General features: G+C 41.8%; 19 protein-coding genes. 16 read left to right on the forward strand and 3 right to left on the reverse strand.

The genetic code is table 11. The annotated features are described in order from the left end of the window. Nucleotides 1-69: 69 nt before the first annotated feature. A complete protein-coding gene (locus RRU94_RS05535) occupies nt 70-1416 on the reverse strand; it encodes a hypothetical protein (protein ID WP_315690805.1) in 1347 nt (448 codons plus the stop codon). Nucleotides 1417-1662: 246 nt separating this feature from the next. Here RRU94_RS05535 and RRU94_RS05540 point away from each other — a divergent pair, with 246 nt between their 5' ends. From RRU94_RS05540 to RRU94_RS05590, 11 genes are all read left to right on the forward strand, one after another. Further along, nucleotides 1663-3132, forward strand: a complete 1470-nt coding sequence (locus tag RRU94_RS05540; RefSeq protein WP_410492924.1) for an aldehyde dehydrogenase family protein — start codon at nt 1663-1665, stop codon at nt 3130-3132. Nucleotides 3133-3136: 4 nt separating this feature from the next. Continuing rightward, complete coding sequence (locus tag RRU94_RS05545) at nt 3137-4183, forward strand: zinc-dependent alcohol dehydrogenase (RefSeq protein WP_315690806.1); 1047 nt, start codon at nt 3137-3139, stop codon at nt 4181-4183. Next, nucleotides 4180-5940, forward strand: coding sequence for a thiamine pyrophosphate-binding protein (locus RRU94_RS05550; RefSeq protein ID WP_315690807.1), 1761 nt, complete (start codon nt 4180-4182; stop codon nt 5938-5940). The genes RRU94_RS05545 and RRU94_RS05550 overlap by 4 nt, the downstream gene beginning before the upstream one ends. 36 nt (nt 5941-5976) lie before the next feature. Further along, complete coding sequence (locus RRU94_RS05555; RefSeq protein WP_315690808.1) at nt 5977-6828, forward strand: sugar phosphate isomerase/epimerase family protein; 852 nt, start codon at nt 5977-5979, stop codon at nt 6826-6828. A gap of 489 nt (nt 6829-7317) precedes the next feature. Next, on the forward strand, nt 7318-9135 hold the full coding sequence (locus RRU94_RS05560) for a CE1 family esterase (protein WP_315690809.1): 1818 nt from the start codon (nt 7318-7320) through the stop codon (nt 9133-9135). A 211-nt stretch (nt 9136-9346) separates the two neighbouring features. After that, a complete protein-coding gene (locus RRU94_RS05565) occupies nt 9347-11452 on the forward strand; it encodes an S-layer homology domain-containing protein (RefSeq protein ID WP_315690810.1) in 2106 nt (701 codons plus the stop codon). A gap of 271 nt (nt 11453-11723) precedes the next feature. Beyond that, nucleotides 11724-12287 (forward strand): DUF4334 domain-containing protein, encoded by a 564-nt coding sequence (locus RRU94_RS05570; protein WP_315690811.1) that lies wholly within the window; start codon nt 11724-11726, stop codon nt 12285-12287. A gap of 468 nt (nt 12288-12755) precedes the next feature. Then, on the forward strand, nt 12756-14141 hold the full coding sequence (locus RRU94_RS05575; RefSeq protein WP_315690812.1) for an alkaline phosphatase: 1386 nt from the start codon (nt 12756-12758) through the stop codon (nt 14139-14141). Nucleotides 14142-14225: 84 nt separating this feature from the next. Continuing rightward, a complete protein-coding gene (locus RRU94_RS05580; RefSeq protein WP_315690813.1) occupies nt 14226-14894 on the forward strand; it encodes a DUF4352 domain-containing protein in 669 nt (222 codons plus the stop codon). Between the two features lie 372 nt (nt 14895-15266). After that, nucleotides 15267-16430, forward strand: coding sequence for an iron-containing alcohol dehydrogenase (locus RRU94_RS05585; RefSeq protein ID WP_315690814.1), 1164 nt, complete (start codon nt 15267-15269; stop codon nt 16428-16430). Nucleotides 16431-16641: 211 nt separating this feature from the next. Then, nucleotides 16642-17058, forward strand: a complete 417-nt coding sequence (locus RRU94_RS05590) for a hypothetical protein (protein ID WP_315690815.1) — start codon at nt 16642-16644, stop codon at nt 17056-17058. A 134-nt stretch (nt 17059-17192) separates the two neighbouring features. Here the strand turns inward: RRU94_RS05590 and fabI are convergent, their stop codons facing one another. Further along, entirely contained in the window at nt 17193-17972 is a 780-nt protein-coding gene (fabI, locus tag RRU94_RS05595; protein ID WP_315690816.1) for an enoyl-ACP reductase FabI, read from the reverse strand. A gap of 251 nt (nt 17973-18223) precedes the next feature. Then, entirely contained in the window at nt 18224-19072 is an 849-nt protein-coding gene (locus tag RRU94_RS05600; RefSeq protein ID WP_315690817.1) for a LysR family transcriptional regulator, read from the reverse strand. Nucleotides 19073-19106: 34 nt separating this feature from the next. Between RRU94_RS05600 and RRU94_RS05605 the strand changes: the two genes are divergently transcribed. The 5 genes from RRU94_RS05605 (at nt 19107) to RRU94_RS05625 (ending at nt 22735) form a co-directional block, all read left to right on the forward strand. Continuing rightward, nucleotides 19107-19457, forward strand: a complete 351-nt coding sequence (locus tag RRU94_RS05605) for a DMT family transporter (protein WP_315690818.1) — start codon at nt 19107-19109, stop codon at nt 19455-19457. After that, entirely contained in the window at nt 19457-19768 is a 312-nt protein-coding gene (locus tag RRU94_RS05610) for a DMT family transporter (protein ID WP_315690819.1), read from the forward strand. Before RRU94_RS05605 ends, RRU94_RS05610 begins: the two co-directional genes overlap by 1 nt. 184 nt (nt 19769-19952) lie before the next feature. Beyond that, a complete protein-coding gene (locus RRU94_RS05615; protein ID WP_315690820.1) occupies nt 19953-20294 on the forward strand; it encodes a hypothetical protein in 342 nt (113 codons plus the stop codon). A gap of 220 nt (nt 20295-20514) precedes the next feature. After that, nucleotides 20515-20940, forward strand: coding sequence for a MaoC family dehydratase (locus tag RRU94_RS05620; protein ID WP_315690821.1), 426 nt, complete (start codon nt 20515-20517; stop codon nt 20938-20940). 352 nt (nt 20941-21292) lie between these two features. After that, complete coding sequence (locus RRU94_RS05625) at nt 21293-22735, forward strand: MocR-like pyridoxine biosynthesis transcription factor PdxR (protein WP_315690822.1); 1443 nt, start codon at nt 21293-21295, stop codon at nt 22733-22735. Nucleotides 22736-22752: the final 17 nt, after the last annotated feature.

The following is a 22752-nucleotide window of genomic DNA, read 5'->3' on the forward strand; positions in this document are numbered from 1 at the left end:
TGAATATAAAGAATTGGAAAAGCACGGTGTTCCTTTCATTCAGCTCCCAACACTCAACTTTTCTATGTGTCAAAGAAGCAGCCCTATTGTATAAGCAATGAAAATACTGACACTCATATAAAGTAACGCAAACGGGAGGTTCCACCGTACAATTTTAAATGGATTGATACGCAAAAGGTCCGACAGGATAGAAACCGATAAATTAAAAGGACTGTACATCACAGTTGCCAGGCTGCAGGTAATCAGCACAATGGTAAGTGAAATAGATGATGCATCGGGCAAGGAAGGCTTCAGCAGCTCTCCTAAAAGGGTAATGGAAACAAGCGGGTGAAAGCCGACAAGCGACGTCACGAAAAAGTACAGGCCAATCAAAACATAAAAAAACAGTGTTTGATGAGAAACGCTGTAAAACATATCTTGTAAAAAAGACAGCGTGTGAGATTCAGAAAGCATATTCACAAATAAACCTGCGCTTAAAAACATAAAAAAGTAATTGGAAAGGCCTCTTGTACGTTCTTTCCAGTGCGGTATGGTGATTTTAAGATACCGTCTTTGCTTTTTAATTAAACAAGCCCATAATAATGAAATAGGAATAATTACGATCACAACAGAAAGCAGGTAGCCAGTTTGAAAGTAATGCTGAAATATGGAAGCTAAGCAGACAAAAAGCAAAAGCATGCCGCCCATTTGAAGCAGCTTCCGTGTGACATTTGATTTTTTCTGCAAAGAATCCGCGATATGTAAGCCAAATGTACGATACTTAAAAAAAGAAATCGTGTAATCAGCGGCGGTAAAAAGAAGAACGAGCATTAACATAACCAGAACAATTTCAATGTATGTTTTTCCCGTGATATCGAGTGATGTAATCACCATAACCTCCATCGGGCTCCACGATAAACAAAGGGCATAGCCGCGAAGAAGACTTTGAGAAAGAAAAGCTTGTGCTTTTTCTCTTGGAAACTGTTTTAAGGTATGATGAAGCGTGTTTTTTAGCAACGGAATCGTGGCAACATTTAAAAACAAGCCAAGCACATGGGATACAAGAAAACTGCGCCGATATAACTTCTCAAATCCTTGGACATTCCGGCGAAGCAGAATGTTTAGATTCGTGTCATAATGTCCGGTTCGAATAATAGAATTTAAAAAAGGCAGTACAAGAAAAAGGGCCATTACACCGAGCATTGAATCAAAATATAAAAAAAAGTGATACCAGGGAAGATCCTGCATAATAAAAAGTACAGATCCAATGAGAAAAAACAGGAGCCCGGAGTAGAAATACAGCCCTTTTGCCCGAAATGCAGCTGTCAGCAGTGTTAAAAAGGCTGCAATTCCTACAATGTAATGGAGAAAAGCAGCATCAAAAAAAACAGACAAAATGTAAAGGATAATCAAGGATGTATAAAGGAGTAAAACCATACTATACCTTCTTTCTAGATCGATCTACTCTATAAACCTAACAAAATTATTCGTTTTCGTCCATGCATTAAAAATTTAATAAAAATTGTATAAAAAGTATTGCATAAAACGTTAAGCTGTTATAAGATGGTGTTAACGCTTACATGGAAGCGATGTTATTAGGTCGATTATTAGATCGATCTAAAAAAAGGCTTTCTATTAGATCGATCTAATAACATGAAAAATTTATAAAAGCAGGTGATCCGTATGGCAGAATTGAAAAACCAACAAACGGCCCTTATGACAGAACTTAAAAGAGCTCAGCCGTTTGTAAATGGTGAGTGGCTGGAAGGAAATCGGGAAGTCATAGAAGTAAAAAGCCCATATTCTGGAGAGGTTATTGGGCATCAAGTACTTGCAACAATGGAAGATACAGAACAAGCACTACAAGCTGCATTTGAAGCCAAAAAAGAAATTGCGGCCATCCCGGCACATAAACGGGCTCGTATTTTAAAGAAAGCCGCTTTTCTTCTAGAGGAGCGAAAAGCAGAGTTTGCAACATTAATTTCATTAGAACTTGGCAAACCACTGAAAAACACGCTGGATGAAGTATCCCGCTCTATTGAAACACTGGAGCTGTCAGGAGAAGAAGCCAAACGGCTGCATGGGCAGAGCATGCCGGGAGATGCTTCAGAACGTGGAGAACAAGCAATCGCTGTGACTTTTCGTGTTCCGGTAGGCGTAATTGCCGCGATTACTCCTTTTAATGCTCCATTAAACCTTGTTTGTCATAAAGTAGGCCCGGCGTTTGCTGCAGGAAACAGTACAATTTTAAAGCCGGCGCCTCAAACTTCTTTAATTGCAAGCGCTTTATTGAAACTTTTACATGAAGCCGGTCTTCCATTAAATGCAGTAAACATGATTCTCGGCGGAGTGGAAAGCGGGCAGGCCATTGTAAAAGATGATCGTGTGAACATTATTTCGTTTACGGGAGGTACGGTAGCCAGCCGCAATATTTGCTCAATTGCCGGAATGAAAAAAGTACTGTTAGAACTCGGTGGTAATGCGGCGACAATCATTCATGATGACGCTGATTTGAAGCGGGCAGCAGCCATGTGTGCGCGTACTGGGTTCAGTAACTCGGGGCAGAGCTGTATCTCTGTTCAGCGTATTTATGTGCATCAATCAGTCGTTCCCCAGTTTAAGGAGCTTTTGAAACACGAAGTAGAAAAGCTGAAAGTAGGCGATCCTCTTGACCCATCAACTGATGTGGGCACGTTAGTCAATGAGCAGGCAGCTGACCGTATCGTTAATTGGATCGATCTAGCTGTGAAAGATGGAGCTGAAGTTGTCTCAGGAGGCAAACAGAACGGTGCCAGTGTTCAGCCAACGATTTTGCTAAATCCTCCTAAAACAACGAATGTTGTCTGCCAGGAGGTATTTGGCCCAATCGTCAGCATTCTTCCCTATGAAAGAATCGAAGAAGCCATCTCAGAAGCGAACGATTCAGATTTCGGTCTTCAAGCAGGTATTTTCACAAATCAGCTCGACCTGGCTTATAAAGCGGCACATGAACTGGCTGTTGGGGGAGTTGTGATTAATGGAACTTCCAATTTCCGTCTGGATCACTGGCCGTACGGGGGCGTGAAAAACAGCGGTATCGGACGTGAGGGCCCGCGTTTCGCTGTTGAAGACATGACAGAATCAAAAATGATTGTGCTTCAGCTTCCGGTGTGAGCCTATGAGTATTTTAGAGCGTAAACTCAATGAACGTACAGCGGTGAATAAAATGCGCAGTCTCCATATATCAGGCCCTGGGGAGATTTCTTTACAAGAAAGCAGTGCCCCAGCACCGAAGCAGGATGAAGTAAAACTCAAATTAATTTACGGCGGCATCTGCGGATCGGATATTGGCGTGTACAAAGGAAAAATTGCTCATGCCTCTTATCCGCTTACCCCAGGGCATGAACTGCTCGGAATGGTGATTGAAACGGGAGAAAAAGTGGATATTCCAATCGGTACACGCGTTGTGGTACAGCCAAACTCCTATTGTGGTGAGTGTGAACAGTGCCAAAAGAGCAAAACCAATCTTTGTGCTTTTAAAAAATCTCTTGGCGTCAACACAGACGGCGGTTTTGCAGAAGAATTTACGGTGCCTGCTAAATATATTCTTCCTGTCCCGGATGAATTATCGGATGAGCGGGCTGTGTTAATTGAGCCTTTTGCGGTGGTCATTCACGCTTTTAAGCGGGCGAACATTACAAAAGGCGCCTCTGTCGCAGTCATTGGCTGTGGAACAGAAGGACAGCTTGCGATTGCGCTTGCTGCTCATCTCGGAGCGGACATTACAGCTATTGATATCAATAAAGAAAAATTAAAAAAGGTTTCTGTGTACGGTGATATTCAGACGTTTGTTCCAGCTGCTGTGCCAGAAAAGATGAAATTTGATGTTGTGATTGAGGCGGCAGGTGTCAGACAGGCAGTTGAGCAGGCTGTAGATATTGTAAAACCGGGCGGTGAAGTTGTTTTAATTGGCTTAACAGATGAAGCCACACTGCCGATCCTGAAAATCGTCCGCAATGAAATTTCTATTCATGGAAGCATCATTTACAACTTTCCGGCTGATTTCTCGGAAAGTGCAGAATACTTGAAGCTGCCGGAATTCACAATTGATCCTATTATTGCGGATATCATTCCGCTTAAAGAATATGAGCGTGCATACGAAGCGGCTGTGTCAGGGCAATACGCCAAAATTATTTTGAACTTTAAGGAGGGCTTTCATCAATGAAAGAACTGATTTCTCGTCAACTCGTTAAATATTTAGAAGACCGCGGTGTAGAACATATTTTTGGACTGTGCGGGCACACCAATATTGCTGTTTTAACAGAGCTAGAAAAAAGTTCAATTAAATTTGTTAACGTACGCCATGAACAAGTAGCTTCCCATGCCGCAGACGGATATGCACGCGCGAAAAAGCAGACATCTGTTGTATTAAGCCATGTGGGGCCGGGCATGACCAATGCCGCAACCGGGGTGGCGAATGCAGCAATGGATTGTATTCCAATGGTTGTCATTGCGGGCGATGTGCCAAGCCATTACTACGGTAAACACCCGCATCAGGAGATAAACCTTCATGCGGATGCGACACAGTATGAAATTTACCGTCCTTTTGTAAAACGCGCATGGCGTGTAGACAGCCCGCATCTGCTGCCGGAAATTTTAGAGAAAGCATTCCAGCTGGCTGAGACAGGCACGCCAGGACCGGTACTTGTATCTGTTCCAATGGATATTTTTTCAAAAGAAATTGACACAGAGCTGTTTGAAAAACAAAAACACCATACGAAGGCACTTCAAAAACCGTCTATCGATGAAGACACAGCAGAAACGATTATTAATGCTCTTCTTGATGCGAAAAACCCGGTTGTTTACGCGGGCGGCGGCGTGCTGCTTGCAGATGCAGCAGAAGAATTGGCTGAGTTTGTCAATCACTTTGATTTTCCGGTAGCGCATTCACTAATGGGCAAAGGGGCGGTAGCTGACGATAACCCACTTGTGCTTGGCATGACTGGCTTCTGGGGCACCGAGTTTATCAACAATAAATGTAAAGAAGCGGATTATATGTTAGCTCTTGGCACTCGTTTTGCCGAAGCGGACAGCAGCTCATGGGAAGACGAGTATACCTTTCATTTTCCGCCGACCAAACTAATTCAAATCGATATTGAAGCAAGCGAAATTGGCCGCAACTATCCAGTCGAGATGGGTGCAGTGGCAGATTTAAAACAAGCATTAACAGTGTTGAACCGAGTAGCAAAGAAAATAGCGCCAGAAGGCCGCCGAAATGAAGCGCTGAAGGCTGAGATCGCCGCGAATAAGCAAGCGTTTAAAGAGAGCAATGAAGAGTTTATTAAAGATAACAGCTTTCCAATGCAGCCTCAGCGGATTTTAGCAGAAGTGCGCGAAGTGCTGCCACGTGACGCCTTTATCACAACAGATGTTGGCTGGAATAAAAACGGCGTCGGCCAGCAGTTTGATATTTTAGAACCAGGCACCATTTTTACTCCGGGCGGTTTTGCGACGATGGGCTTTGGCGCTCCAGCTGCACTGGGTGTTAAAGTCGCTCATCCTGACCGTGTAGTTGTGTCTCTTGTGGGTGACGGCGGTTTTGGACAAAACCCAGCGCTTCTTGCCACAGCAGCAGAAGAAAATATACCGGTTATCTGGGTGATTATGAACAATTTTGCCTTTGGTACGATTGCCGGTCTTCAAAAAGCCCACTATGGTACCACACTGGGCACATTATTCGAAAAAGATGGCCAGCCGTATTCACCAGATTTTGCGGCAATTGCCCGCGCATATGGCATAGAAGGCGTGAAAATTGAAAAAGCAGAGGAGTTTAAGCCAGCTCTTGAGGCTGCGATTGCAGCCAACAAACCAGTTGTCATTGATGTGGCTATGCTGAATAATCCAGTGCCAACCGCAGGGCATTGGAACATCATGGATATTTACTCACCGGGCAAAACCGTTCACCACGTGGCGACAAACTAAGCTATATTTACAAAATGTACGATTGGAGGAAGAAAGATGGCTCCACAATTTTCTCTTGCCTACCTGACTGTACTTGGCTGTCTGCCGCCTGAGATGACGTATATTGCTTCAAGAACCGGTTACGATTTTGTCAGCTTTAGACCTATTCACATGGGAGTGCCTGGAGAGCCTGCAGTTTCTTTAACGGAAAGCAAATTGCTGTTAAGAGAAACGAAGAAAGCGATGGCTGAGACGGGAATGAAGCTCCTTGATATCGAACTTGCAAGAATTTGCGATGGAACAGAGCCGAAAAGCTATCTTCCTGCAATGGAAGTAGCAGCTGAGCTCGGCGGACGCCATGTACTTAGCAGCATTTGGACAGATGATAGATCTTTTGCAGTCGAACGCTTCGCAGAGTTGTGTGAACTTGCAGACTCGTTTGGGCTTACTGTCGAACTAGAATTTGTGCCGATTGCCAGCGTATCGACGCTGGCAGGAGCCGTAGATATATTAAAAGCGGCCAAACAAAAAAATGCCGGACTGATGATTGATGTTCATCATTTTCATCGCTCAAAAGAAAAAGTAGAGGATTTGGATCACCTGCCGCGGGATTGGTTCCGGTTTCTTCACTTATGTGATGCCCCGGCGGCTATCCCAAAATCCCAGGAAGAAATGACCCGCATTCTTCGAGAAGAACGTTCGTATGTAGGAGAAGGGGGAATTGAGGTGGCAGCTATTATAAACCGGCTGCCGGCCATGCCCTATTCGATCGAATTGCCTCATACCAAACGATTAAAAGAAATGGGATACGAAAAATTTGCGCAGCAGTGTTTAAAAGCAGCAAAATCCTATTTTTCAAAGCATCAATTGGCTGGATATCAAGTTGAAAAAACCAAAAAAATTAATTGATTTTCTAAAAGGTCAGGAAACTATATGTAAATAGCAAAAACTCCAGTCCTGAAATGCTGGCTTGTTTTACAAGCCAGCATTTCAGGCTTAAGTTAAGTAAGGAAAATATTAAAAAACGGATAGCGTTATGTAATAGACAGATGAAGTGAAGAGTAAGCCGTGAAAGAATACTCATCATTTGCAAAACGTGACTTAAGTGCTTTCAAGAAAAATTATTTAAAATTGAGCTTCTTTGATCTCGGTTTTCTTCTCTAAAGGAACAGAATGTGCACAAAAAGCAGCTGATTATTATTCGACGATAATTATGTAAGCGATTACAAAAGAGATATTTAACTTAGTAGATATTTTTATAAGTAATAAGCTTCTTAGAAAGTAACTTCTTTTATATATTAGTTAACCTTTTAAGGGGGGTGAGTTATATGTAAGGGGTTAAAGGCCGAATAACTATTCAAAAGTTTTTGTGTAATCATTATGAGGGAGGGGAACGGAATGAAAAAACAAACGTATATTGTATCTATTGCTGTGTCACTGATGACGTTGAGTAATATTATTCCAGTTTCAGCAGGAGTAAATGATATAAATTACTCAAAAGGGATAGATACACTACAAAAAGCGGATGACAATCAACAAATAAAAACAAAAGCAAGCCTGGAAGCTATCTCCTTAGATAATATGGAAAAACCTTCGATAGATATTACACTAGGCAACAAATTGCCACTGACAGGCTATTTCACTCGTAATGTTACTGTTGGGAACGAAACCCGTACGGTCAAAGTTTATATCGCTCCGGATACGACAGTGCGTGATTACTTCACGGTTCTCACTGTTCCAGAAGGTATGACTACAGAAGAGTTTCTTAAGAACAGCGGTTGGCTTGATATCGCTAATGAAAAATCGGAAGGGCTATTCATTTTGGAGCCCGGCGACAATGGCTGGGGTACGGTTGAAGAAGAACGTGCCTATATGGAGCAAGCCTTCAAATTGCTAAGGGATACTAAGTATTACAACACATTTGGGCTATTTTACTTGGCGGGTTATGGTGAAGGCGGTACTGCCCTCCAGGCTTGGGCCATGGAGAATCCTCTGTCTGTGATTAGCTCGGTCTTTGTTGAAACGAGAGATCTTGATGCGAATTTTATTGCAGGGACGGGCGCAAAGACATTTTCCGAAAATAATGGGATCTCTTATAGTGAGGTTCCTGTGCCAACTTGGTTTGTGAACAATGACCTGAATTCTGTGAAAAACCTGGTTGAGTATTGGAAGGCAGCTAATGACGTTACCGCAGTCAGCACTAAATCACCGAGCGGTCTAGTGGGCAGTACTGTCTTTATGCAGGACAAAGATTCCGAAAGTATCGTGACCTCCTATAGCGATGTCCTCTCTAAAGTGGCCGTTCTCGAAAAAGGAGACAGGGGCATTTACATGAAAGGGTTCACTAAGAAAATGTATGATTTTCTCTCCTACTATACACGTTATGATAATACAACTGTCAACGGCAACGTCCTTGGTGTAAGGCCTGACTACGAAGCAATGGGCGTCGAAGTGAAGAAAATGGTTCTAGACGGCTACACTCGAGAGTATTTAGTGTACACGCCTGACTCCGCGCCGAAAAAAGATATTCCTGTTGTCTTTGCCCTTGCAGGAAACACACAAACAGCCCGCGTATTTTTTGATGCCAGCCATTGGTGGGAAGCAGCCGATAAATATGGTTTTATGCTTGTTGTGCCAAGCGAACAGTACAGTTCGTCCACTGAGGTAACCTGGAACGTCAATTATGATCCTGCTAAACAAGACGACTTTGTATTTCTTGAAGAAGTCGTTAAACAAATTGATGAAGATTATAATATCGACCCGGGAAGACGTTATCTCACTGGTCAATCTTTAGGTTCGATGTTTTCCAACTATGCAACTACAGTGCTGCCAGAATACTTCGCTGCCATCGGTACAACTTCGGGACCATTGCTGCGGCCGGCCGAAGGGAAAATAGATAAAATGCCAGCTTACCTGCTATTTGGTGAGCACGACTTATGGAGTTGGGATCATACTGAGGATGGTCCAACAAAAAATACGGTAGAATACTGGCTTAGCAGAAACGGTCTAGGCACAATTGATGATGCCGTGGTAACGCAAAAGGATAGATATACCACTTACACTTGGTACGATGAAAACGATATTCCAATGTACAAATACACCCAGACCGAAGGCAGGGCTCATAACTTCATCGTATCTGAAGTATGGGAATTATGGGAAGAATGGTTCTCACACTGGAAAATGGATACAGAAGGAACACGTCATTACACTAATTAACTTAAGAAACCAGTAACAAGCCCTTAATTAAAGGATGTCATTTTTAGATACTCAGATGATCAGATTATTATTACGGGTCCTTGATGTAAAAGAAGATATTTACTTAGGAGAGAGGCTGCTATGAAACAAAGATCACTTTTTAACTGAAAGATGGAGCTCGGGATGGGCGCATAGAAAAATGTTTCTGAAAAGAAAACAGGAGGGGAAAGTGATGTTAAATAGGATGAAAAGTATTAAGGTTTTCCTAGCATTATTAATAGTCAGTATGCTGCTGCCAAGTTCTCCTTATGCATTTACTGAGAACGGTGACAAGATTACTCAAAGCAACAGTGGCATCACTAAGGCGGAATTTATCGGAAAGATTTCCGGCCATTTTGCCTGGCCTCACCCAAGTGATTACAATGATATTTGGAAAGCTCCCCTTAAACAATTCAACGACGTAAAAACGACAGACAAGTATGGCAAGGAAATAGAGGCCGCTTACGAGGAAGGCATTATAAACGCAGACAAATCAGGTAATTTTAATCCTCAAAGCGAGATTTCACGGCAGGATGCTGCCGTTACCTTTGTGAAAGCATTTAAAATACCAGAATCGACTAAGGCAGCACCGTTCTCTGACTATGAAGAGATAAGACCAGATGCTAAAGGAAGCATTAATGCATTAGTAGAGCTCGGCTATATGTCTGGAAAAACCCCTAATTCATTTAATCCTGATGAGCCCATCAAGAAATCAGAAGTAGATAAGATTTTCAAAAAAATAACCAGCACAATGGTCACACCTGTGCAGGCATTACCGAAGCAAAACTCTGTAGCCCCTCGGCGCTATATCAAGCTGTACACGCCTACCCCGGGTGCTACAATCTACTATACAACGGACGGCACGACACCGACCACTTCCAGTGAAGTGTATACAGTAGAATCAAAAGGCCATATTAATGAGATGTTGAGAGACAACCAATTACCTCAACGGACAGTAGTCTACAAGGCTATGGCGGTTAAGGATGGAATGGTAACGAGCCCGGTCCAGACCTTCACCTGGCATCTCTATCGTCCAGTGGTTGCTGATTTTCAGCACACTCTTATTAAGGAGAAGACCAGCACTAGCCCTGCAGTATATCAACTCTACAATGATTCAGAATCGGTTCGTCCAATGGCTTGGTACGTCGAAGGGCAGGAAAAGGGTATCTTGTTTGATGTCTTGCAGACTAAGGCCGATGTTAAAAACCTGAAAGAATATATCGATAAAAATATCGCCAAGAAACCTTATTCTGTAGTGGTTGGTCACGCACATGGGGATCATATGGCACAGGCGCCAAACTTCGTTGACGACCACGACCTCTATGTCAACGAACGAGGATGGGCTGCAATTGGAGTCCAAGTCTTAAATGATCCGGAAGATCAGGCCAAGGTGAAAAATATTGATGAGGGAGATATCATAGATCTGGGCGGCGTTAAACTCCACACATATGCATTGCCAGGACATGACCACAGCGATATTATCCTCCAGAATAAGAAAAATGGCCTTGTATTTGCGTCCGATATCTATGGCTGCACCCGGGCGGGTTCAGCAGATAACGTAAATGTATCAGGAGTTCGGACAGACCTTTTTCTATCGCTTACCCAGCAAACCTATTCTAATTTAAAGAAAGACGGCGGTAAGATTACTCAGATTTTTACGGGCCATGACGAGTTGCCACTTAACGCTACTCATCTTGGACTCTATGAAACAGCCTTGCAGCAGGTAATTGATAAAGGTGAAGCAGGCACCTCTCCAACCTTGCGTGGAAATAATGATGCTCCGAACAGCCGAACAACCATTATCGGTGACATGTGGAAGGATGGAACCAATTGGATTGCCATAAAGCTTCCTGGAATAAAAGGCGACAACACAGAATATCTGACATCAGCTCCAATTAACTACAATGGCAAGGATGGGTTCATGAAGTACTCTGTACTCTCAAACATTGAAATTGAAGGAGGAGAACTTGTCGGAAAGACGGTCCAATTTGCGCCTGACTCTAAGCCTTTTTCTTGGGCTGGAAGCACAATCTCTGTGAAAAACTCATTGCCGAACAAGTTTGATCCGTGGTCCTATAATTACACAATCAAAGTGCCTAAGACGAATAAAAACATCACACTTATTCCTACAACTATGTCTACAAAGGTCAAGTCGATCACGATAAATGGGAAAAAAGCAGAATATCGTTCAGAGAACCGTATTTCTGTGTCTGACGGCAAGGTAATTACCATTAAAATTGTGGCACCGGACAAAGTCACAACGAGTACGTATACTTTTACCGTGGAAATCAAACAGTGAATGGTGTCATAGCATGACTGTTGTGCATTTGAAAAATGTTTTTATCCAGATTAAATGCCGGCTGTGCTGCAGAAAAATAAGATTACTCGTACAGTATCTTGCAGGCGTGCTGTAGGTAATGATAGCCCTGGCAAAAACATAGAAACTACCGCTGAACCAAGAAAAGTATCCTAAAAGACTGAGTTTCCGCTCGGTCTTTTTCTTTGCGCAAAAAGGGTATAATGAAACGAACGGAGGAAAGAAAAGGGAGAAGAAGTGAGGAGGCTGATGAATGAATCCCCGCACAAAGCTGGAAAAGTTTCTTGCAGAAGGGCCCATATCGCAGACGGAAGCCTTTCAATTTTTTGACCAATTGGAAAGTATCGATCTTTCTTTTATGATCGGATTATGGAAGGGCAGGGAGTTTAGGACGAACCACCCGATGAATGGACTGCTTGAATCTGTGAACTGGTTTGGCAAGGAATTTATCGACTCCGAAACGGTCCATCCGCTCGTTTTTCAAAAAAATAATGGTGTATTGTATAAGATCAACCCGGGTTTTATCCCTTTGTCCCTGCCATTTGACAAAATTCCTAGATCTCTGGTTAAGCCATTGTTTTCAGCTGTATCACCTTTTATCGCAACCGAAAAAGACAAAGCGAGAATGCGTATGATGGAGTATAGAGGCGTCTTAAGTGCCACAATGATTTATGATCAGCATGGCATGTATGACATGTTTAGAAAAGTGGATGACCATACTGTGCTGGGTGTTATGGATCTGAAAGGCGGAAAAGAGGAATCCGGGTACTTTTTTGTGCTTGAAAGAGTAATGAAAGGTAAAGTTGGTCTAAGTTAATAAGAATTTGGGCACTCAGCTTCTGGAAAATAACAGTCGGACCATTATTGATTTCGTATAGGGTGCTAATGGCTAAACCCGTATACAAGGGACAGCCATATCATTGCTGGTTGTCCTCTTTTATGGTTGAAGAACATTTACATTATTATATAGATTTCTTTTTACCCGGTAACGTGAGCGTAAAGCGAATCAGATTAGCGTATATCGCAAGATTAATAATGCGTAAATTTATTTTTTATATACCTATTTCTTTTTAATAGGTGTAAATATAAATGAAGATCATGTTTTTTATGGAGATTAAACACTATTTTTGATGAATAAAGTATATAAAAATGAAATAAAAGGTAGTGAATAAACAATATTTACATTATATTAATATATTTTTACCTTTACTCAATAACGCCTTAATAATCTACCTTTATAGTATTGCTTGTAACAAAGATAAATACTATTTTGGAGGTTATTCCATTGTTTAAAAAGAAATTAAGCAAAAAGCTTATTCCAGTTTGTGTGTTGTCCACATTGGCATTGGGCAGCTTTGCTGGAACGCTTCCAGATAAAGATACACAAGCTGCAGAACAAAATAACAACGCCAAAATTAAAAACGTCATCTTCTTAATTGGAGACGGCATGGGTGTATCGTATACATCCGCTTACCGTTATTTAAAAGATGATCCGGCTACAAAAGGAATTGTTGAACAAACGGAATTTGACCCATATCTTGTTGGACAGCAAATGACGTACCCAGAAGACCCAGAGCAAAACGTAACTGACTCTGCTTCAGCCGCTACGGCTATGTCTGCGGGTGTAAAAACATATAATGCAGCCATCGGGGTAGACAATGACAAGTCTGAAGTAAAAACAGTTCTTGAAACAGCGAAAGAAAAAGGAAAAGCAACAGGACTTGTCGCGACTTCTGAAATTACTCACGCTACACCAGCATCATTCGGTGCCCACGATGAAAACCGTAAGAATATGAATGCGATCGCGGATGACTATTACAAAGAGCTTGTTAACGGCGAGCATAAAATCGATGTTCTGTTAGGCGGAGGCCAGTCAAACTTTGTACGTAAAGACGTTGATTTAACAAAAGCTTTCCAAAAAGACGGCTACAGCTATGTAACGAACAAAGAAGAGATGCTAAACAATAAGGACGAGCAGGTTCTTGGTTTATTTGCTCAAGGCGGTCTTCCAAAAATGATCGACCGTACAGAAGACATTCCTTCTCTTCAAGAAATGACTTCATCAGCTATTGACCGTTTAAACAAAGATAAAGATGGATTTTTCTTAATGGTAGAAGGAAGCCAGGTAGACTGGGCAGGACATGACAATGATATCGTTGGCGCGATGAGTGAGATGGCTGACTTTGAAAAAGCCGCAAAAGCCGCAATCGACTTTGCGAAAAAAGACAAGCATACCCTTGTTGTCGTTACAGCGGATCACTCTACAGGCGGATATTCAATCGGTGCTGACGGCGTATACAACTGGTTTGGCGAGCCGATTAAAGCAGCAAAACGCACACCTGACTTTATGGCAGATAAAATTGCAAAAGGTGCAAATGTGGAAGAAACGTTAAAAGCGAATATTGATCAAAACCTTTTAGCTCTAACGGCAGAAGAAATTCAATCGGTTGAAAAAGCAGCAGCTTCCAAAAACGTAACAGAAATCGATAATGCGATTGAAGAAATCTTTAATGAGCGTTCCCATACAGGCTGGACAACAGGCGGCCACACAGGGGAAGATGTTCCAGTTTATGCTTATGGACCTTACAAAGAGCGCTTTGCCGGACAAATTGAAAATACGGACCAGGCAAAAATCATTTTTGATCTTTTAGGCGAAACAGAAAATAAATAAAAGCACGCATTAGTAAAAGCCCCGCTGTTCTTATGACAGACAGCGGGCTCTTTTATGAAGCTGAAGATATAGGGGAGGATTCTTTTGAAAAAGTTATCGTATCTAGGGCTGGTTTTGATGCTTCTTGCAGGCTGTTCAGCAGGTGCGGAAACAGAAGACTCAGCTTCTAAAGAACAGGCAGAAACAAAAACAGCTGATCAGACAGAAACAGCAGATTTGGCCGTCAATGAAGATGTTTATGTTCCAAGTGCACAGATAACGGATGACATTAACTTAGTAAAGGTCGGCGAGACGGTAACGGATGCAAAAGGAGAATTGACACTCAAAGCATATAAAAAAGTAAATAAAACCGTACAAGTGGGCCCGGTTAATATGGTTATTAAAGATGTGAAAGTGGTCCATTTCGTTCCGGATTACAGCATGATTGACTTTTTCCATGGTTATACACACGACGAAGAATTTGATTTCGTTAAAGTCTCCGTTGAAGTAAGCAACACATCTAATGAGGCGGTGCAGTTTACACCGGTCGCTTTTATCCAGACAAGCAAAGGTGAGCATAAAACGTGGGAAGACGATATTTATCTTGAAGAGTTAACAGGAGACCTGCAAGAAAACGACATTAAAAAAGGCAACATGGGCTTTATTCTTGAAGATGGAAATGACATCACTTCTGTCGACATTTCAACAAGTGACGCCGTTCACGGTAATGGAGATGTTATTGAAAAAGCCAAAAAAATAACTGTCAACTTTTAAAGAATATAATTTGTAATATAAAGAACGACAGCGTAGAATGAGACAAATCAGAACACTTTCAAGTTGAAAAACGGGTATGTCATTACCTGGGAAACAACTTGGAGGTGTTTTTTTATATAGCAGTTTAAAAGATTGATGGGACAATAACAGAAAAGCGAACTCTACCAGTTTGGCCAGCCAGCGGGAAAGCAGTTTGTTTAATAAAAAAGACAAAAAGCCAATTGGATATATACCACTACTTGAAAAATGAAAAATAAAATCACCCTGCTGCGTGCAGAACGGGAAAAGGGTCCCTCTACTTTTTACCAATTTGATGATACGATAAAAATGCTTGTTTGAAGGAAATCATTCACATTAGGGGAGGATACGTAAATGCAGGATTTTGTATTTCAAAACGCTACAAAAGTTATTTTTGGAAAAGGGCAGGAACAAGCTGTAGGAACAGAAGCTGCTGCGTACGGCAAAAAACTGCTTTTGCACTACGGTGGGGGAAGCATTAAAGAAAGCGGTTTATACGATAGGGTTGTGCAGTCCGTGCGGGAGCAGGGAATCGAGATTATTGAACTAGGCGGCGTACAGCCCAATCCGAGAGTAAGCCTTGTACGGGAAGGTATTTCACTATGCAGGGAGCACAATATTGATTTTATTCTGGCCGTAGGCGGGGGAAGCGTCATTGATTCTGCAAAGGCGATTGCTGCTGGGGTGAAATATGAGGGAGATGTATGGGATTTCTTCACGGGGAAAAGTGCTGTTACAGACTGCCTGCCGCTTGGTGTCGTTCTTACCATTCCGGCTGCGGGAAGCGAAACAAGTAACGGTACGGTTATTACGGCGGAGGACGGCTGGTATAAAAGAGCGACGGGCCATCCTTCAATGAGACCGAGATTTGCCATTTTAAACCCTGAACTTACATATACGTTGCCGGCTTATCAAACTGCCTGCGGTATAACGGATATGATGGCCCACATACTGGAAAGATATTTTACGAATGAGAAGAATGTGGAACTGACAGACCGGCTTTGTGAAGCGACACTAAAAACCATTATTAACAATGCGCATACGGTTTTGGATGAGCCCGAGAATTATCATGCACGTGCAGAAATTATGTGGGCGGGAACGGTTGCTCACAACGACTGGTTAAGCACAGGGCGTGTAGGTGACTGGGGAAGCCACGACATCGAGCATGAAATCAGCGGTATTTACGACATTGCCCACGGTGCGGGGCTTGCGATCGTGTTCCCGGCATGGATGACGTATGTATACAAGCATGATCTCAACCGTTTTGCTCAATTTGCGCATCGAGTATGGGATGTAGAAATTGACTTGAATGATCTTGAAAAAACAGCGCTGAAAGGCATCGAAAAAACAAAGCAGTTTTTCCATTCGATCGGCATGCCTGTTTCATTGAGACAGGTAGACATTGGCGATGACCGCATTGATGAAATGGCGAAAAAAGGCACGGAGAGAGGGCCGCTTGGCAACTTTGTAAAATTGCATGAAGAGGATGTACAAAAAATCCTTCAGCTGGCCTGGTAATAAGCATGTTCGCGGTTGCTTACCGCCAGCAGTCCTTTTAAACATAAACTCTTAGCAGCTGCATACACTGAAAAGGGCTTAAAACAACGAAGGCGTTATAGCCGTTAATAATAGCACTGCATATATAAGCAAAACAGACGGTGATGGATTGCATTTTTGAAGTTCCGTGCTGAGTGTGATTAAACATGTCCGAATCGAATGAGGAGGCACAATGAAAACAGTACTTGGCACGCGGATGGCGGGGAATATCATACTTGCCATCAACACAGCTGCCCTCTTTATGCATATTTTAATCCTCTTAAACATTTTGCCGTATGATTTTGTTTGGGGAGGACGCTTAAAGAGCCAGGAAGATTTAATCATTTTTGAAGCTATATCGATCCTGGTACAAACGGTATTCATTTTGATCGTTGCTGTGAAATTAGGGTATTTTCTAAAAGGCAGATTCAAGAAAATTATAAATGTCGGTTTATGGACCATGTGTGGAATTATGGTGCTGAATTCAGCGGGCAATGCTGCTTCCAATTCTGATTTAGAAAAGCTGCTCATGACGCCGCTGACGGTCCTGCTTGCGTTGTTGGTATTCAGGCTGGCTATTGAAAAAGAAAGTGAAAAAACGAACGGATAAAAAAATCCACCAAGGCAGCTTATACCTTGGTGGATTTTTTCACTTTTTGGAATGCATGGGCTCCATATATGCAAGATTCACTCACCCTTAAAGGGTGAGCACCTATGGTGGTATGCAAAAATGAAGGGTAAAGGTTAACCGAGAATGTTATAGCCAGAGTCCACATAGACAATCTCGCCTGTAACGCCTCTTGAAAGGTGACTCAGCATCGCTAAAGTCATATCGCCTACTTCTTCTTGTGTGACGTTTCTTCTAAGCGGTGCCTTTTCTTCGATTTGATGAAGAATCTCGTTAAAAGATGGGATGCCTTTTGCCGCTAAAGTGCGAACAGCGCCAGCCGAAATAGCATTTACTCGAATATCACTTGCACCTAAATCTTCCGCTAAATATCTAACAGAAGCTTCAAGTGATGCTTTAGCGATACCCATTACATTGTAGCCTGGAACCACACGTTCAGCACCAAGGTAACTCATCGCGATAATAGAGCCGCCTTCTGTCATAAAAGGTTTTGCTGCTTTCGCTACTGCGATTAGGGAATAAGCGCTTGTATCCTGCGCGAACGCAAAGCCGTCGCGGGACGTGTCGATGAACGCGCCTTTAAGATCTTCTGCATGTGCAAAAGCGATGGAATGAACAACACCATGAATGATACCTGTTTTTTCTCCGATGCGGGAAAAAGCAGCTTGAATGCTTTCGTCACTGTTGATATCACATGGAACAATCAATTCCGCTTCGATGCTAGTAGCAGCTAAAGCCTTTTCTAGTTTCTGAAGTGAACGTTCTTTCCGGTATGTAAAAATAAGTTTTGCGCCTGCTCTGTGAAGGGATTTTGCTACTCCCCAAGCAATGCTACGCTCATTTGCTACGCCCATAATAACAATCGTTTTATCTTTTAATTTTAATAAATCGTCCATATTTGCCTCCTAAATGCAATCATAATCACTGTATTATATCATATTATCTCATATTATTACCTAGTGCCAAGAGAGGGTATTTTATATTTTAAAATCACTCTGGTTTTCAGTTAAACAGATGAATAAGGACCTTTAGAACTTTTCCATCGAATAATCAATTTTAAGAAGGCATGGCCATAAAGATATAACCTAGAGTTATACCCTTATATCCATTGGTCAATTTTTCTGATGGCTTAAAGCCGCTAAAATAACTACAAAGAATGTTCTTTCTGTAACTGCTGCCAGACTATATCAAAAACGTGTCGGCTATTTGCAAAAAGATATAGTTTTCTGATCAGCTCTTTGTTTTCTAATCGAATAAACTGCAGATTTTTGTAAGACAGATGTTCAATCATAAGCGCAGGAAGGTAGGTGATCCCATATCCTTTCATCACATAATCAATAATAGTGTGATAGGGCATACAAACAATTTTCACTGGGTCGATTTTCTTTTCTTTTATGAATGACTGAATATTACGATACAACTGGCTATCTTCTGGCGGCAAAACCTGAGGATAATTCAGGCAATCTTTTATATGTACAGCTCGTTTTTCGGTTAAAGGATGCCCTTTAGGCACTACAGCCTGAAATTCTTCCTCGTAAAGAAATTTTGAAAAAAGGCCTGGGTAGGAAGCGTATTCCTGCACAATAGCAGCATCGATTTTCCCTGATTCAAGCATGGGAAGAAATTCTCCGCATTCTTCCCGTGTGACCGTAAAATCTATTTTAATCTTCTGTTCTGCTTCTAACTCAGGAAGGTAATAGGTAGCCAGAAAAGGAGAGACGCCGAAGCGGATGTTTTTGATTACACTGTGTTCCTTCATTTTATTTTTCAGAGCAAGCAACAAGGGAGAAACATCCTCATACAGGTTCCTTCCTTTGTCTGTAAGCTTCATCCCTTGATGAGAGCGTTCAAACAGCTTATATCCAATTTCGTTCTCACATAACTTTATTTGTTTGCTTAAAGCAGGCTGCGTAACGTGAAGATGATGGGCTGCCTTGGTCAACGTGCCATATTCTGCCACAGCAACAAAGTATTCAATTGATTTAAGATTATTCAACTACATACACTTCCTTGAAATGGGGCTTTTATATATGGCTTATTATAGCTTATTACTCCTTTCTATCCTATTTGAAGTTATTGGGGTTACTTTTCTTAACCTCGCGGATGGATTCACTGTTTTTGTGCCAACGGTTTTGGCAATTTTATTTTATTGTTCATCTATTGCGATTTATATTTTCATCACGGCAAATCGCGAAGTAGGGATTGTGAATGCTGTTTTCGCAGGAACTGGAACAGCTTTAGTTACTCTTCTGGGAATTCTCTTGTTTCATGAGAGTATATCCGCGGTTAAGTTACTTGGCATTGGTTTAATTGTCGTAGGTGCCGTGGCTATCAATACGAAGCCTGGAACAAAATCATCACTGGAAGGGGAACGTTTATAATGGGGTATGTATTTTTAGGCCTAAGCATTTTATTGGGTGTTTCAGGCCAGTTATGTGTAAAGATGTCAAATGGCTTTAAAGTAATCAAGCCGACAATCGGTGCTTTTGGGCTGTTTATTACCTGCATTTATTTTGTGTCACTATCTACCCGATATTTAGAGGTAGGCGTTGTCTTTGCGGTTTGGGCTGGGCTGACGATTGTAAGTACCACATTACTTGGTATTTTCGTATTTGGAGAATCGCGGAGCAAAAGGAAGGTTTTTTCCATCTTATCAATCCTGGCTGGTGTTATTTTGCTGAAGCTGGTGTAAGATAGATATTGTGCGTACAGTCCAAGAGTTAAAAAGTAGACTCGTTTAAAGTGAACAGTGACAGGGTAATAAAGTTGTTAAAAAGGGTTTTGACGATTCGTTTAAGCCATTTAGGTTTTGCATTCACCGTAACGCAAAGAACACTAAATGTGTTAGTGAACACAGACATGGTAAGGAGATTAATATGTTTGCTGGTTTATATGATTTAATTTTTGCAGCAGGAATCACGATTTTAATTTCATGGAATCTTGTCCTATTTATGATTCAATTTTTTAAGGAATGTAACACAGGAGGGGCATTAGAAAGGATTAGCGCCTTTATTCTATTGCTATTTATGTACGCAAAACAGGGCGTACTGGCAGGTTTTGGCGTTGTAGCATTAGCTTTGAGCACAGCAGTCATCCAAGAAAATTCAATTGGCAGCTGGATCATTACCCTTGTTATCCTTGGATTCTCAGGGTTAATTTTATATCATTTCTATCCTCAATTTGTTGAACTTGATGAACCTAAGAAAAAGCGGAAGTAGATCTTACGGTTAGAAAGTGTTTTGTTTTAACCGACTTTATTGTGATACAGTGATGGAAAAGCCAGTTTTATAGGCTTTTCTTTTTTGTTTGGCTTTCTATCCCGATTTTTCTAAAATAAACAGGTAGTATATTAAAAGAAAGCTTAGAAGTTATTTTCCCTCGTTAAGTATGTAGCGCTGATATAAACGAGTATAACTATTACAAAAGAGAGGTGCAGAAATGAAGTTAGATGAGTTTACACTTGGACAGGTGTTCCAAACGAAATCATTCAAATTAACAAAAGAGGATATTATGAGGTTTGCAGGTGAATTTGATCCCCAATATATGCATGTGGACGAGGAAAAAGCAGATCAGGGAAGGTTTAATGGAATTATTGCTTCCGGTATACATACGCTGGCCATTTCATTTAAGCTTTGGGTTGAAGAAGGATTCTACGGTGAGGATGTTATTGCTGGAACACGGATGAATAACATTAAATTTGTAAAACCCGTTTATCCTGGAGATGAATTACATACCATTGTTGAAGTTATAGATAAGCAGGCAGCAAAAAAGGAAACGGGTATCCTTACCGTATTGTTATCTACCTATAACCATAAAGAAGAAAAAGTGTTCGAGGGTGACTTATCTGTCTTAATCAAGCGATAAAGGATTATGAAAAGTAAGTTGGATGATTCTATTTATGGATGACCATCTCAATTTATGGAATTTTGTAACTTTGTTTTTGGGTACATTCTTCAACTAAGGAGGGTGTTCAGTTCAACAAGGAACAGCTAAAGGACCTTACAAGGTCCTTTTTCTTTTGCTAAGCAATCAAGGTGATTATGTAACAGAGCCTGTTATTTACATACAAAAGGACATAAAGTGGAGGGGTGAAAAATGATAAAAGTGGATGGTTACATGGCTTGGAGTTTAAAATAACATTAGTGATAAAAAGGTTTTGATTGTTGCTTTTTTATGTAAATAATGAAAAAGGACATCAGGGAAGAAGGGAATGTATATGGACTGGAGACCGGACCGAACGGACAAAAAACCGATCTACAAGCAGATTGCAGATTACATAGAACAGGGAATTTCCGAAGGCACGTTTTCAGCTGACAGCCTGTTGCCCTCCGAGCGTACCTTGGCCAGTGAGCTGCAAGTGAATAGAAGTACCGTTGTGGCGGCTTATGAAGAATTACAGTCTTTGGGCGTGGTTGAACGAAAAAAGGGAAGCGGCACAAGAGTCAGTACAAACATCTGGGGGATCGCCCACAAGCGGGTCCCGAACTGGGGTCGCTATGTAGAGGACGGTTCTTTTTTACCGAATCTCCCTATGGTTCAGCGTATTCGCACAGAAACATACAAAAACGATTTGATTAATCTGGCCAGCGGTGAACTCACCGCGGCGCTATTTCCGAATACCGAATTTCAAGAGATTCTTTCCCGCCAGCTTTTTACTGGTTACCTTGGTTATGATCATCCGCAAGGAAACGAATCCTTAAGGGAAGCCATCTGTTCTCATGTTGAGGAATACAAAAGGATTAAGGCGGACCCAGCCTCTGTTTTGATTACTTCAGGTGCCCAGCAGGCTCTCCATTTGATTATCCAATGCCTGCTAAAGCCCGGAGATGCCGTGGCGATAGAAGATCCTTCTTATTGCTATTCTCTACCAATTTTTCAGTCTGCCGGCTTAAAGACGTTTCGTCTGCCTGTCGATGAACAAGGCATGAATCCTCAAGATTTAGTGGATGTTCATAAAAAGCATAAGATCCGGATGGTTTTCTTGAACCCAGACCACCAAAATCCGAGCGGGACAGTTCTGTCTCAGGCAAGACGACGGAAAGTGCTGGAGCTGTCAGCCGAATTTGGTATTCCGATTATTGAAGATGATCCGTACAGCTTAACGTCTTTTAGTGGAGAAGTACATCCGACACTGAAATCAATGGATGAGAACGGAAATGTGCTGTATGTAAGTTCATTATCCAAAATTGTCGCGTCAGGGCTGCGGATCGGCTGGGTGATTGGCCCAAGCACGGTTATTCAGCGGCTCGCTGATGCCAAACAGCAGGTTGATTTTGGCCACAGTATTTTTCCGCAATGGGTGGCGAAAGAATTTCTAGGGTCAGAGCAGTTTCACGATCATATTGCTATGCTGAGAGGGAAATTAGAAGCACAAAGAAATGAAATAACCTCAAGTCTAACAAATATTCTAGGAGACCAGGTTGAATTTTTCGTGCCGCAAGGCGGTATCCACCTATGGTGCAAACTAAAAGAAGAAGTTGATGAATATGGGCTGTTAAATGAGTCTATGAAAAGAGGCGTCGCTTTTGTGCCGGGCAGTATTATGGGTTCAAAAACAGGGTATGTCCGATTCACATTCGGGCGGGAAGAACCCGAAGCCATCCGGAAGGGAATTGGACGGTTTGCGGAAGCCTTAAAGGCAATTCAATCTCTGCCTTAAACATAAGCAAGTCCATT

The organism is Domibacillus sp. DTU_2020_1001157_1_SI_ALB_TIR_016, from assembly GCF_032341995.1.
GTDB classification, from domain to species: Bacteria; Bacillota; Bacilli; order Bacillales; family Domibacillaceae; genus Domibacillus; species Domibacillus indicus_A.